This window comes from Paenibacillus sp. FSL W8-0426, from assembly GCF_037969725.1.
Classification (GTDB): Bacteria; Bacillota; Bacilli; order Paenibacillales; family Paenibacillaceae; genus Paenibacillus; species Paenibacillus hubeiensis.
This window is the reverse complement of the sequence record NZ_CP150203.1, coordinates 3,702,178-3,715,150: the sequence shown is the minus strand read 5'-3', so window position 1 is coordinate 3,715,150 and position 12,973 is coordinate 3,702,178. Positions and strand designations below refer to the sequence as shown.

General features: G+C 45.4%; 12 protein-coding genes. 6 read left to right on the top strand and 6 right to left on the bottom strand.

All coding sequences use genetic code 11. From position 1 onward, the window contains the following. Positions 1–166: 166 nt before the first annotated feature. Positions 167–949 (top strand): MerR family transcriptional regulator, encoded by a 783-nt coding sequence (locus tag MKY59_RS16615; RefSeq protein ID WP_339272443.1) that lies wholly within the window; start codon positions 167–169, stop codon positions 947–949. A gap of 152 nt (positions 950–1,101) precedes the next feature. On the opposite strand, the gene MKY59_RS16610 is transcribed toward MKY59_RS16615, so the two are convergent. The 3 genes from MKY59_RS16610 to MKY59_RS16600 form a co-directional block, all read right to left on the bottom strand. Continuing rightward, the gene (locus tag MKY59_RS16610) at positions 1,102–1,602 is read right to left on the bottom strand and encodes a pyridoxamine 5'-phosphate oxidase family protein (RefSeq protein WP_236412611.1); all 501 of its coding nucleotides are present in this window, start codon (positions 1,600–1,602) and stop codon (positions 1,102–1,104) included. Between the two features lie 116 nt (positions 1,603–1,718). Next, positions 1,719–2,423, bottom strand: coding sequence for a hypothetical protein (locus MKY59_RS16605; protein WP_339272442.1), 705 nt, complete (start codon positions 2,421–2,423; stop codon positions 1,719–1,721). A 12-nt stretch (positions 2,424–2,435) separates the two neighbouring features. Then, a complete protein-coding gene (locus MKY59_RS16600) occupies positions 2,436–5,039 on the bottom strand; it encodes an Ig-like domain-containing protein (protein WP_339272440.1) in 2,604 nt (867 codons plus the stop codon). 256 nt (positions 5,040–5,295) lie between these two features. Between MKY59_RS16600 and MKY59_RS16595 the strand changes: the two genes are divergently transcribed. Beyond that, on the top strand, positions 5,296–5,883 hold the full coding sequence (locus MKY59_RS16595) for a response regulator transcription factor (RefSeq protein WP_236412615.1): 588 nt from the start codon (positions 5,296–5,298) through the stop codon (positions 5,881–5,883). Here MKY59_RS16595 and MKY59_RS16590 read toward each other — a convergent pair. Then, complete coding sequence (locus MKY59_RS16590; protein WP_339272437.1) at positions 5,870–7,345, bottom strand: HAMP domain-containing sensor histidine kinase; 1,476 nt, start codon at positions 7,343–7,345, stop codon at positions 5,870–5,872. The genes MKY59_RS16595 and MKY59_RS16590 overlap by 14 nt on opposite strands. Positions 7,346–8,066: 721 nt before the next feature. On the opposite strand from MKY59_RS16590, the gene MKY59_RS16585 reads away from it, so the two are divergent. Further along, a complete protein-coding gene (locus tag MKY59_RS16585) occupies positions 8,067–8,471 on the top strand; it encodes a hypothetical protein (RefSeq protein ID WP_339272435.1) in 405 nt (134 codons plus the stop codon). Positions 8,472–8,948: 477 nt separating this feature from the next. Here the strand turns inward: MKY59_RS16585 and MKY59_RS16580 are convergent, their stop codons facing one another. Further along, entirely contained in the window at positions 8,949–9,230 is a 282-nt protein-coding gene (locus MKY59_RS16580; protein ID WP_236412957.1) for a GNAT family N-acetyltransferase, read from the bottom strand. Between the two features lie 2 nt (positions 9,231–9,232). Next, the gene (locus tag MKY59_RS16575; protein ID WP_290371407.1) at positions 9,233–9,475 is read right to left on the bottom strand and encodes a (4Fe-4S)-binding protein; all 243 of its coding nucleotides are present in this window, start codon (positions 9,473–9,475) and stop codon (positions 9,233–9,235) included. Between the two features lie 211 nt (positions 9,476–9,686). Between MKY59_RS16575 and arr the strand changes: the two genes are divergently transcribed. The 3 genes from arr to MKY59_RS16560 all read left to right on the top strand — a co-directional run bounded on the left by arr (position 9,687) and on the right by MKY59_RS16560 (position 12,853). Then, positions 9,687–10,103 carry an NAD(+)--rifampin ADP-ribosyltransferase gene (arr, locus tag MKY59_RS16570; RefSeq protein WP_236412618.1) on the top strand — a complete coding sequence of 139 codons (417 nt, stop codon included), beginning with the start codon at positions 9,687–9,689 and terminating at the stop codon, positions 10,101–10,103. Between the two features lie 263 nt (positions 10,104–10,366). After that, positions 10,367–11,257, top strand: coding sequence for a Virginiamycin B lyase (locus tag MKY59_RS16565; protein ID WP_339278415.1), 891 nt, complete (start codon positions 10,367–10,369; stop codon positions 11,255–11,257). Positions 11,258–11,350: 93 nt separating this feature from the next. Continuing rightward, positions 11,351–12,853 carry a dienelactone hydrolase gene (locus MKY59_RS16560; RefSeq protein ID WP_339272430.1) on the top strand — a complete coding sequence of 501 codons (1,503 nt, stop codon included), beginning with the start codon at positions 11,351–11,353 and terminating at the stop codon, positions 12,851–12,853. The last annotated feature ends 120 nt before the right edge of the window (positions 12,854–12,973 follow it).

Genomic DNA, 12,973 nt, shown 5'->3' with positions numbered 1-12,973 from the left:
TATCCAAGGACAACAACTTATATGATTACTGATTAGGCATGTATCATAAAGTATGGAAGTCCGACTATATTTTAATTTCTGCTTGCCCCTGACGCTGCGTGAGGGAGTAGAATGAAATCATCTCATGCATAGAGAAGACAGTTCATGGAGGAGGTTTTTTGCAGAAATGAATGGACAGACGTGGCTGACGGTGGGACAGCTTTCGGAGCAGGCGGGTGTATCGATCCGGACGCTGCACTACTACGAGGAGCAGGGACTATTATCCCCTGATCGGCAGGGGACGGGCGAGCATCGGGTATACGGGCTGGAGCAGATGGAACGGCTGCAGCAAATCACGGCACTGAAATTTTTAGGTTTTCCCCTTAAGCAGATCCGGGACATTTTGGAATCGGATACGGCTGCGGAAGAATGGGATGGGATGCTGAGTCAGCTGGAGATCGGGATGCGGATAAAGAAAGAGGAGCTTGAACGCGCTCTAGCTGCACTTGCACGGCTTCGCGCTCTATCGGAACTGAACGGGCACGAGCAGATGAGCACGTTGATGGCAATCATCCGCGGGGTTCAGACCGAGCCGGAGCAGCGGGAATGGCTGGAACAGGCCAGGGGGAAACAGGCTGCTGCCGCCATTTTTGACCACATGGGGCAGGTGCAGCAGGACATGGACCGACTATATCTGGAATTTGTCCGGGAAGTGAAGCAAAGAAGCGGAGGCCCCGTGCACACACCGGAGGTTCAGCGCCTCATTGAGCAGTACATGGAGGCCCAGATGACGCTGGTCGGGGAAGAGACGATTGCCATGATCGGCAATCCGGAAGAGTTTGACATCACCGGACTTGAGCCTCTGACCGTCGGCGGCTCTCCGTTTACGCCCGAAGAAGAGCAGTGGCTGAATCGGGCGATGGAAGAAGCCGTGAGGCGTCGCATGACCCAGGCAGAAAAGGATTATTAATCAGGCGGCGTTAAGGTTCAAAATGGGAAGCGTGCAGCTGCTTTTGATGAAGATGTACCTCATTGAAACAGGATTTGGGTTCGGTTCGCTCTCTTCACGTAGAGTACAAAAAGCAAATGCCCATCACCTATAGCATGATGGGCATTTCTTCATCAATCATTAAACGAATTCAATTCCACGGTCTGATTGATATCGGTTCCTTCCGTATTTTGACCCAGCAGCCTACGGAACATAAATTGGACCATCTTGAACTTGTTACCGGAATCCCAATACTCTGCAGTTTCGGCTTTGATCTTGATGAGAACGAGGTTTGGATCGTCAAACGTCGTTTCAAGTATTTTTTCGTAGGCCGGGTTCCAGAAATCTTTCACCTTCTCCGAACTGTCCACGAGTTCGGCTTCACCGCGGATGGAGACGAAAGACTTTCCTACGTATGCCACGTTGACTTGCTGGTTGTGAAGCAATTCATGAAACTTGCTAGTGTCTTTCTTCGTCAAGAACCACAGGTTGCTGTCAAACTCAACGTCCTGGGTCTTCATGGGTCGGGAAACGAGCCCTCTATCGGATATCGTTGTAAGCATTGCAATCTCGATGTCTTTGATCAGTTCCTGTACCTTCTCGACCGCTTCCAGGTTGACGGAGGTTGGATTCATCTTTGGATTCCTCCTTTTGATGTATACATCTCATTATCTCCAACGCTAAGCTCGTCAAACCCCTCAGCAGGAGCAACGTCTTCGCGGTTGTTGAAGGCGGCGAGAAAAGCAGGAATTTACATCAACGGATAGTGATTAGCCGTTTCTTCGTTTCGTTGGGCTTCAGCTATCGCTTGAACAATACGTCCAATTATGACCTCCAGCTTCGCCAGTTTAAGGGAAACCATATCAAGGTTTTGCTTGTTGCGGTTAATGATCAATTGTTCCGCTGACGACTTCGGAACCATCGCTTCCAGCTTTTCTTTGAGCTCTCCGAGTTTTATCTTCGTGTCCTCCTTGATTAGACGTCCCTGGTCACCGTGTTCAACAAGGGAGTCCAGAACAGCCTTGGTCAACTGGCGCTGTGTTAGAACGGTATCGTTGTATAGCCGTTTAAATATAGGATCCGAAGAGTTATAATACAGCTCGTTTGTCGTCATTCTCTGCAACGGATCGGGTGAGATCGTCGCTGAAAATTGCAGTTCTTTTTCTGCCGATGCTACATAAGCATCCAAGTTTTTTTCCAACTGAGAAACGGCCTCCGCCGTTTCCTCGATCTTCACAACTGCGGTATAGACCATAATCAGGTATTGCATATGGACTTTATGAAAATCCAGTACATAACCTGCTTTTCCTTTCTCCAGCGCCTTTTTCAGCTGATCGGCCGCTTTTTTGTATAGCTTGAACAAAACATCGTGGTCGACCATGAATTTGCTGATCTTTTCTAAGGCTCTTTCATGAAGAACAGGATTTTGATGTTTGTCGTTCCCTGAGGTTCCCATGTATGCCCCCCCTTATCTAAGAGTAACAGCAGCAGCCGGGGTGGATTCTTCCTCTGCAATCGGTGCAGGGTTCAGCAAACTGTAAATTTGAGCCGCCGCCTCATCGCGTTCTTTTAGAATCGACAGGGCAAGCTGTTTCATTTTGATCTCTGCCTCCAGCATATCGTTGCGGAGCTCCTTCTCTCGAACGGCTTGTTCCTGCAGATTGCGGGAGTAAGCATCCAGCGCTTCGCCCTGTCCGAGCACCGCTTCGACGGCAATGCCATCAGTACGAAGAACATGCCGGTTGGCTGCCATAATAATGCCGGGGACACTAATTTTTGTTCCAGTGGCTTCGTCATAGTATTCTGTAGTGTAGTCTTTCTTAACTCTCAAATAACTGGAGAGTGGCACGACATTTCCATCAGAATCAGTAAACTGTTCTTCCTCAACGAAGACATGGTGGCGATCCTTGTAATCGAAAATGTTTGTCATTTGATTCAAAATTGCATTTCGGATTTCAGCCCGTTTTTCTTCCACGATCACCTCAGCCAAAAGGCCATCAAGCTCCGGAAGCGTCACTTCCCTGTAGTAGTCGTTATCTGCACAGAAATAGCCGATCCGCAAATCTACCAGGTGTAGCAGCGTTATAAATTCCTGATTCATTTGACGGAACACGAAATTAAGAGTACGGCTCATATTCACATTTTCGATCTCTCGGATAATGACGTTTTCTTCCGATTTGGTCGTTTTGATTTCGTAAGTGGTTTCCACTTTCAAGTCACGGCGTGCCGAGGCTTTGGACACATGTTTTTCGGCCGCATTTACAATGTTTTTGGTCAGTTGCTCGCGCGCGGCATTCGTCGTGCCACTAGTTGATGCACTTGCCGATGCGCTCAGGCATCCGCCCCAGCTGATACCCATGCTTGCTTCAAGTTTGTAGGCATCGCTTTCCTCATATACTGTTTTATTGGACGATTCGTCCCCGATTGATTTTTCGAATTCCAATGCGATATCGTCCGTTACGGAATCAAGAATGCTGGACGCATCCTTTAAGCTTTCTTCACTTTGCGTATAGGACCGAATCGTTATTTTGCTCTTTTCGCCCGGCAGAAGAGAGAACGTGTTCAGCATGCGGCCAATCCCGTATTGTCCGCAGAAAGAAGAAAGGCGGTAGGACTCAATCAAAATGATGCGGTTAGTGCGGGAGGTAATCTCCGGAACGATGGTGACATTCACCTTTATCATTGTCTCCACCGTATTGCCTGCAAGATCCGTTGCTCTAGCAGTTATAAAATGAGGGCCAGATTGGTCAATTTGAACGGCGGCTTTCCACTTTGACCAATTATTAGGCTCGACTTCGGCTGCACGTGTATAAACGGGATTATTATCAACAGTCACCTCTACGACTCGTATGCCATGATCGTCTAGGGCAGTTCCCGTCACCTCCAGGATTGCTCCTTTCGTATGCGTCCCGGCCACATTTCCGTCTGCTGCGGGCGAAGTAATAGAAATGGTGGGTGGAGTGGCATCGATCAATACCGTGAGGCTCGTTTCTCCAGTTAATCCAAAGCTGTCTGTAGCGCGAGCTACAATTGAATGGTTTCCTGCTCCTAACGTCAGCGCTTTTTTCCAGTTTGCGTATCGGTCAGACGTATCGACCAACACCGAGGCTCCGCCATCAACAATAAGTTCGACTTTGGAAACACCATGCATATCCGACGCGGTACCCTCAATCATGACGGAAATGGAGTCTCTCCCGGCAGCGCTGTAATGCTGTCCCGGAACAGGGGAGGTAATTGCTACGGTTGGTGGAACCGTGTCCGGATCCTCGAGATCTACGTTTACCGTTACCGTCGATACGTTCGTAACCGAACCGAAACTGTGCTCTGCCTGTGCTTTAATGGCCAGGCTTCCTTCTGTCGCAATTATTGTATTGAACGTCCAGGAACCATTGGTTAAAAGCGTGGCTTCATTGTAGTCTCCATCTCCTATTTTAACTCTGACATGTGAAATCGTGCCTCCGCCTACGGTTACCAAGGCTTTACCCGTGATGGTCACTGGAGCTCCGGTATGTGGTCCGGTAATCCTGGTGTTTGGGGCCGGCGAAGTAATCGACACGCTGATTTTCGGATCTACCGGGTCAGGAAAGCTGCCGTCACCACCGCCGCCCGGATCCGTGGGAACGGAAGGAGGGTATCCGCCGTCGTCGGTCGTAGGCAGAGGCGGGCGAAGGGAAGCTGCGTTCACCGCATTTATAGAAGCGGTAGAATCACCTTTGAACCGGTGGGCCAATGCACCAGTCATTGTCCGGCAAATTGACAGCTGCTTGCCTTCAAGGGCTGCTTGCTCGACCTCCTCTTCGGTGAGCTTTTTAAGCTTTTCAGTCATCCGTTCTCCCGATCGCTTCGCTTTACGTAACGCCTCAACCGGAGATTCGTTTTTGGCGGATGCTGCTCGTGAAACGATTGAGTTATTACCGGCTGCTGACGGAAGAAAACTATCGTCGGGAAATGTCAGTTCAATGTAGGTACGACCGGTGTAGGATGTCGGTTCAGGTACGTTGTAACTGATGATGGGTGCACTGGTTTCTCCGGCTAAGCGAAGGGAGGCGTCTTGCTTTTTATTTGTGGACATTCTGAATCTACTCCTTTTTAAATGGGAATCGTTGCGACATGGGCGCTTTCGGGCGCTGTTGCCGTCATTCACAATTCGCATTATAGAGCGTTCGAGAATAGGCTGGGGAGGATGAACTTTTCTCACCCTGCAGCGATACTGAAAGGGTGAAAAATTTTCATCCTATCAGGCGATAACCATCTTTGATATACTACATTCGAAGCTGTAGTGCTTCCGGTTTCCATAGAAAGAATACCGCGGAAGGCAGGGTGCTTACATGGAGCGTATACGCGTAATGCTCGTTGAGGACGATTCTTTCTGGCAGCAGAATATAAGCAGTGATTTGGCGGAGGAAACGGATATAGATGTTGTTGCAGTAGTGGGTACGGGAGAAGAGGCGGTTCGAACTGCACTTGAAACAGAGATCGATGTCGTACTTATGGATATTAATTTGACTGAAAACAATTTGGACGGCCTGGAGGCCGCCCATGAAATTTCAACACTGCTGACACATCGTAACGTAAAAATTATTATGCTGACCTCGCTTTCGGACAAAGACATTATTATCAAATCGTTTCAGCTGGGCGCCATGAATTACATTACGAAGCAAAGCTACAAAGACATCGTTCGTGCAGTAAGAGAAGCATATGCCAACCGGTCCGCTATTCATGCGGATGCCGCAAGTATTATGCGAAACGAGGTTCAGCTAATGCCGCTTACGCCCACGGAACGAGAAGTATTCGAGCTACGTAAGCAGGGGCTCAGCAAACAGCAAATTTCTGAAAAACTATACAAATCCACCAATACGATCAAATCACAGTTGAAAAGCATAAAAAACAAGCTCAACCCTTTTAGAAACGGTTAATTCGGCGGGCTGTAGAGAAAGGATTCCAATCAAAGTAGCGATTGGCCTTGGAAGCAGTGGTGAATCGGTTCAACGGAAAGGATAAGCCGATTACGGTGCCTTTTCCAGGCTCGGATTCAAGTATACGTATGCTTCCATTATGCTTTTGCATCACCGAAGCACAATAGGAGAGTCCTAAACCGAAGCTTAGCGTGTTTTTCTTTGTTGTATAAAAGGGCTCAAAAATTTTGCCATGCTGCTCCTTCGGGATACCGCATCCATTGTCGGCAACGTTTATCAACAAGTGTTTATTCCCTGTATAAACGTGAATGCTTAGCGTGCCGTTTCGCTCAGGCATTACGTCGAGGGCATTTTGGAGCAGGTTTGACAGCGTTTCCTTGAGATGAGTGGGATCGCATCTTAATCTACCTTTTGATTCGATCAGCTCTTGAAGGACGATACCGCGTCCTTCAAGCTGCGGTTTTAAAGGGGACGTAACGGAAGAGATCAGTTCGTTAATATCCAATTCCCTCTCTTCAAGTGCGATATCATCGGCTTTATCTTTAATGCGGCTAACCATATTGAGCAAATGATTAGCCACGGTCTGTACCTGCTCAAGCGTTTGCTGTGATTTAGCAGACTGGCCGGAGTGTATGTAGTCTCCTGTTTTTTCAGCCAGGTAGCTGATCTTTTGAATTTCGTTTTTGATGGAATGATTGAGAATAGACACCCCCAGTGTCAGAGCGCGCATTGAGGAATTCAGACGTTCTCGTTCGATCCGCAATTTAATGCCGAGAAACCCGTATTTAAGCGTAAAATATACGATGGTCACGACTAGGCCAAGAACAACGAACACGTTGTTCTTCCACGCATTGTTGCTCTCCAATTGAAACTGCCATTCTTCCAAACGAAGTGTTTTAAAGCCTAGGAAATCCGTTGAAAAGGCCCAAAGGATCGCTGCCGAGAATAGGAAAGCTATTCGCCGCTTTGACCGTCTTGCTTCAGCTTCCTTTTCCAATAGATAGGAGGCGAAATAAAGACAGCAGCCCAAGATGAAGTAGAATCCGTCCCACCAGCGAAAGCTGTTGATGATAAAGATGTTTGGAGGCTCGTTCAGCAGATGGTTGCCAAGTAGACAAGCTGCGGGTATGAATAAAGCAATAGTGATCAGAATAGCGTTTTTGCTCTTACGGATCACCCCGAACCATACCCCGCTTATGCAAAAAACAAACGCAAACAAGTAAAAATAAACGGTTATGGCCGCAATGCTGGACGTATAAAGAAGGTTGCTTAAGAGCGGATTGAGCAAGCCCCTGCTAGATAGATAAGGAACGATTGTTAAATGGATGGAAAAGGTGAAGCTCGCCATACCCCCGCAGAGCAGAGAAAGACCGATCCAAAAGTTTTTACGAAAATGCTGTGACAGCATCAGGATACCCAGCAGCCATAGGGATGCGAACATGACGACATATAACCATTTCAAGAAGATGCCCTCCATTAAACTCGACTCTTTGCAACATCAAGGAACACACCTCATTTTATCATATCGTCTAAATTTATCCATTATCATTTTCCGTTGACTTCAAAGAAGATATTTTATACGCCAATTCGGTACAACATCAAGGAACCATTTTTGGTGAAATAAATGGATTGACAACAAGCATTTCTATACAAATGACGGATTGGTAGATATAGAGACAGCAAGGAGTGTGAGCATTCTAAGCAAGATCGCAGCTGATATCAAAAATAGGTATTATCAGTCATTATGATTGTGCTGCGCTTGACTGAATTCGCGGTCTGGCATAATGCAGGATTTATCATTGGGGTTATTCTTCCTGTGTTCGTGATCTGGAGATTGAGTTCTCAAGAGGCCAAAACATGGTTTAAAAAAGAATAACATATATCTGCCTCGGTTCATTTCTGGTTAAATAAGTCCAGGTTCTGTGTTCAAGAGCAGCCTGTGAGAAGGCTGCTCTTTCTATTTTTTTGCCGATGCTGAATCCGATTTAAATTTCGTTATGCTCTTTCTATCTCCAAGTCTTTCAAACATCACGCTTAAATTGAAAATGTGGAGTCAAGAAACGAATACACATTTACGAATTTGGATCAATAAAAAACCATACTTAAGTCTAATGTGTTATTGGTTTGTTGAAAAGTATAATTAAGGAAAATAATATACATAGAGATTGGAGAAAGCTAATTGCATGAAGATGAAGATGCCTGTAATGTTGCATGTGGTCCGCGCTTTACTAAGTTTGAAATTAGTCATTTTGGTATATTCGATGGTGCAGCTGCAAATTAAAATTCGAGAAGCGGATGCCAAGTTTATGTATCTAGATGCCAATTCGGAAAGCTTATATTATGCTTTTGGAGCTGCTGAAGCTAGTATCTACATTGCGTTAATCCCTGCGTTATTAGCCGTCATTTTTATTAGCTGTAAAATGTATAAAACATCTCTGATTATTGTTATCCTTGGTCTTCTTCAGGTGTTCTCTTCGAAAGAGGTCTTGTCCATTCTAATTTATATTTTTGCGGTTGTTACAATTCTTCTCCATCGTCCCAGTCAAAAATATCTTCGAAGACAATTTTCCAATACAAAAACAACCTAGCATTATACCTAGACTTTGGGCCGACACAAAACAAGGACGTTTCTAAGCAGGATCAGGTGAGGTATATCAATAGAAATAATACATATTAGACTTAAACACAATTCCCATCTCTCAATGCCAATTCTCTTTAGAGGGTTGGAATTTTTAAATCATAATATAATATGTAGGTAAGTGTTTCCTCGGAACAAGAGTGTGGTTAACGCCCGGTTGTACGTTATGGACCAGATCCGAACCCGTAGGATGACTAGCTCAGAAATGTGGAAGAAGATGGATCAGTGGACATTCTTGCCAGGCATGATCGTTCACGGTGTGTTTAATGCGAATGCGGTGTTGTTAACGGCGATGAGTTAGAAGGATGATTTTATGATGTATGCACGAATGAGCACTGATGAAAGGAGAAGAGCCTGAGAGGAACGAAGAAATTTCGTACCCTCAGGCTCTTTGATCTTATTATAATCATAACTATATTATTCGTGATTACTTATGAAGAACATCCGCGTATTCGGAGAAACGTTCGAATCGTCCCTTGGCAAACGGGCATAAGGGCAAAATCTTGATACCGTTTTCCCGGGCGTATTCCACCATAGCTTCGACAAGCTGATCGCCAAGCCCTTGTCCCCGGTAAGCATTTTCGACCAACGTGTGATCGATAATGTAAAGCTCCGGATTTGAAATGACATATGTCATCACGGCAGCAATGCCGCCGTTATCTCGAATAAGGAATCTTTTATTAGCGGTTTCATGTTCTACAATATGCAAGTTCATTCCTCTTTCTCCGTTGAATTTTCATCGTCCAGACGTCTATACGTCAGTGCTCCGCTTGGACAGGTATCAATATGTCGGGCAATGGCCTCCGTAGTGTCGGCATCGGGATTAACCCAAGGACGTTTGCTTAAATCAAAAACACCAGGGAGGCCCTTTACGCAAATACCGGAATGAATGCATACCTCTGGATTAAACATGACCTCGATATCTTTTCCGTAATATACCTTTTGCTTTATCACGATTCCTTCACATCTTTCCCTGTTGAGTTTTGTTTATTGACATGGGAGAAGGTAATCCTTCATACACCTGCTATATAGGCAATTTCTGTTCAATATCATTCTCTCTACTTAAATTATACCGTTTTTAATATTTTTTTTATAGACTGTTTTTTTCGTAATTCCTACACTATACTGCTAAAGACAAATCAAAAAATAAAAGAGGTGCATCCGTATGGAAGCCAAAAAAGATGTCTTGGATCAAGGTCCTTTTTTTCATGGCACTAAAGCAGAACTGAAAATTGGTGATTTATTGGAACCGCAATACTTATCCAATTACCAAGAAAAAAAATCTAACCATATATACTTTACTGCAACATTGAATGCTGCCAAATGGGGAGCTGAATTAGCAAGATCTAATTCAAAAGAACGGATCTATATTGTAGAACCATTAGGAGATTTTGAAAATGATCCTAACTTAACGGATAAAAGATTTCCTGGAAACCCGACACGCTCATATAGATCTAAATCACCTCTAAAGATAGTCGCTGAATTAGCTTCATGGGAAAGACACTCCGATGAAGAGATCAATCATATGCTTGCATCTTTAAAAAAATTAAGTGAAGAAGGAAAAAATGTGATCTACGATTAATTTCCGCATATAGATCAATGTTCAAAAATATCCTATTTCGAATCGGGGGCTCTTTTAAGGTCCTCTTTGTTTTTTGGGGAGGAAACATAACGAGCTGCACTAGAATTGCTCGATGTTCTGCAAATCTAAAAGTGAAATCGATTGTTTTAAGTTCGCAGTTTTCTCTGAATTGGGACAATGATATCGAAAGCATCAATCCATACATTGAAGCAATGGTATACGGGGATTTAGATACATTGCGTAATTTGCTGGAGGGGAAGCGTATGAGACACACGATTATTGAATATGCAGTCGGCAATCATGAATCAGGGCCGTACGGAATCACTGCCGGGAAAGACGGAGCCATTTGGTTTACGGAACAAAAGGGCAATCATATCGGGCGAATAGACGCCAAAGGCAAGATCACATCATTCTCGATTCCGACAGAAAACGCTGGAGCGATGTCTATCATTTCGGATCAGGCGGGCGACCTGTGGTTCACAGAATATAACGCAAATAAGATTGGCAGAATGTCGTTAAACGGTCAATTCAAAGAATATGATGTGCCGACTTCGGGCTCTGCGCCATTCGGGATTACAGAAGGTCCTGACGGTGGGATTTGGTTTACCCAGATGAAGAGCGGAAAGATCGGAAGGATAACAACGAGGGGGGAAATGACGGAGTTTGATTTGCCTGCCCAGGATACGTTCCCCTCTTTTATTATTACGGGTCCTGATAAGGCGTTATGGTTTACACAGAATCAAAACAATACGATCGGAAGAATAACCACGGATGGGAAAATGATGGAGTATCAAATCCCTACACCGAATTCCGGGCCTGTCGGTATTGCTTGCGGGCCGGATGGGGCTGTTTGGTTTGTGCAAATTAATGCAAATAACATCGGTAGAATTACGCCTTCAGGCGAAATAAAGGAATTTCCGATTCCTACGCCGAACGCTCGTCCCCACGCTATAATCTCTGGAAGGAACGGGGATCTTTGGTTTACGGAATGGGGCGGCAACAAGATCGGTCGAATAACGATCGATGGAATGATTACGGAATATCCGATTCCTATGAAAAATGCAGAACCGCACGGTATTGCGCTAGGTAGCGACGGGGATATTTGGTTTGCTGAAGAGTGTAATCAAATTGGGCGTCTGGTCAACCTTACATGAGTGTAAGGCAATTGTCATCTAGATCAATGGTATCAACCTAGCTGTCCCCCTATACTAATCCATTGATAGGATTATTTTTAAGGGGGAGTTGGTGTGAGGTTTTTTGAAATGCTGCTTTTCTTTTCAAGTGTTTGTTTGTTGGCACTCCTGTTCATTTTCAATCCACGTATTCGAAGATCAGCTTTGCTCCTGACAAGCGGAGCAGGCTCCATTTTTATAGTGACACATTTGCTTGTCGAAGGATACAGGGTTCAGCTTTTATTTTTATACGGATTTACGATCCTGATGCTTATGCTTTCGCTTAAAGACGTTTTCATAATGCCGAAAGTCGTTCAGACTGCTTCCCGAATCCGTAGGGTGCTGGGCCGACTTTTTATCGTGATTGGGTTAATTACAACGGGGTGCTTCCTCTATGTGTTTCCCGTATTCGACTTTCCGGCGCCAACTGGCAAGTTGAAGGTTGGCACGCAAGTTTTTCATTTCGTCGATTCAAACCGGGAGGAGACATTTGGAAATTCCGCGACAGGCAAGAGGGAGTTGATGGTTCAGGTATGGTATCCGGCTCAAGCTGACACCGGAAAGTACACGCCCTTTATCCCCGATACCGGAATCTTATCTTATATGGCGGAGAGCTATGGTCTTCCCGGGTTTACTTTTCAACACCTAAAGTACGTATCCAGTCATGCTTATTCGGGGGCCGAAGTTTCTTCGGCACAGACTCGATACCCGCTAATCCTGGCGAATCCAGGCAATGGTTCCTCAAGGTTCCTTCACACGTCGCAAGCCGAAAATCTCGCGAGTCACGGATATATCGTGGCCGTGGTCGACCACACCTACAATACAATTGCAACCGAATTTCCGGACGGACGAATCACGACGGACACAACGAACGACTTATTTTCGCCCGACCAGGATTACCGGACGAGTAGAAGAGTTCGCGACGAGTTAGGAAAAGTTCTAACCGACGATGTGGCGTTCGTGCTGGACCAATTCGAGCTCATCCAATCAGGGCAGATTCCAAGTCATCTCAAAGGGAGGATGGATCTCGGTCATGTCGGGGTGTTCGGCCATTCCATCGGCGGAGCGACGGCCTATGATGCTTCTTACGATCCGCGCATCACGGCTGGAGTCGACCTTGATGGAGGGCTTTATCGACTGCGTGACCGAGAGGGTCTGCGAAAGCCGTTTTTGTTCATCAACTCGGAGAGCTATTTCGAAAAACTAAAAAGGGTGATGGATGACCGGGTCTACACCGATGCAGAGCTTAACCGTATGGGCTCAACAAGAGAGTGGGAAGATCAAGTAACGGAAGATAAAAAATTGGAGCTTGAACGGATGCGCGAAACGGTCGACGAAGGGGGACAAGTTCTCTATATCGAAAATACAGAGCATTTGAATTTTACCGACGTCCAGTTCATTTCTCCGAGTTTCAACATGCTTGGCATTACAGGAAAGATTGCGCCTGAGAGAGCGAGCTCCATAATCAATGCCTATATGCTGGACTTTTTTGATATGTATTTGAAAAATAAAGGCGGAATATTAATGAAGGGACCGGATAGCCGCTTTCCGGAGGTAAAGTTCGTAAACTCGCTATAACACTTGTCAAAGAAAACGCTGGATTAAAGTTTGGGCTGAAAGGAGACAAAAATAGCATCTATAGATGAATAGCCATTGGATTAAGTTAACCGCCTTTCATTGGGCGGTTAACTTTTGTGT

Bases quoted from the DNA above. Each gene is read 5' to 3' on its own strand.
- MKY59_RS16615 (WP_339272443.1), top strand. From the start codon at position 167: ATGAATGGACAGACGTGGCTGACGGTGGGACAGCTTTCGGAGCAGGCG.
- MKY59_RS16610 (WP_236412611.1), bottom strand. From the start codon at position 1,602: ATGAATCCAACCTCCGTCAACCTGGAAGCGGTCGAGAAGGTACAGGAA.
- MKY59_RS16605 (WP_339272442.1), bottom strand. From the start codon at position 2,423: ATGGGAACCTCAGGGAACGACAAACATCAAAATCCTGTTCTTCATGAA.
- MKY59_RS16600 (WP_339272440.1), bottom strand. From the start codon at position 5,039: ATGTCCACAAATAAAAAGCAAGACGCCTCCCTTCGCTTAGCCGGAGAA.
- MKY59_RS16595 (WP_236412615.1), top strand. From the start codon at position 5,296: ATGGAGCGTATACGCGTAATGCTCGTTGAGGACGATTCTTTCTGGCAG.
- MKY59_RS16585 (WP_339272435.1), top strand. From the start codon at position 8,067: ATGAAGATGAAGATGCCTGTAATGTTGCATGTGGTCCGCGCTTTACTA.
- arr (WP_236412618.1), top strand. From the start codon at position 9,687: ATGGAAGCCAAAAAAGATGTCTTGGATCAAGGTCCTTTTTTTCATGGC.
- MKY59_RS16565 (WP_339278415.1), top strand. From the start codon at position 10,367: ATGAGACACACGATTATTGAATATGCAGTCGGCAATCATGAATCAGGG.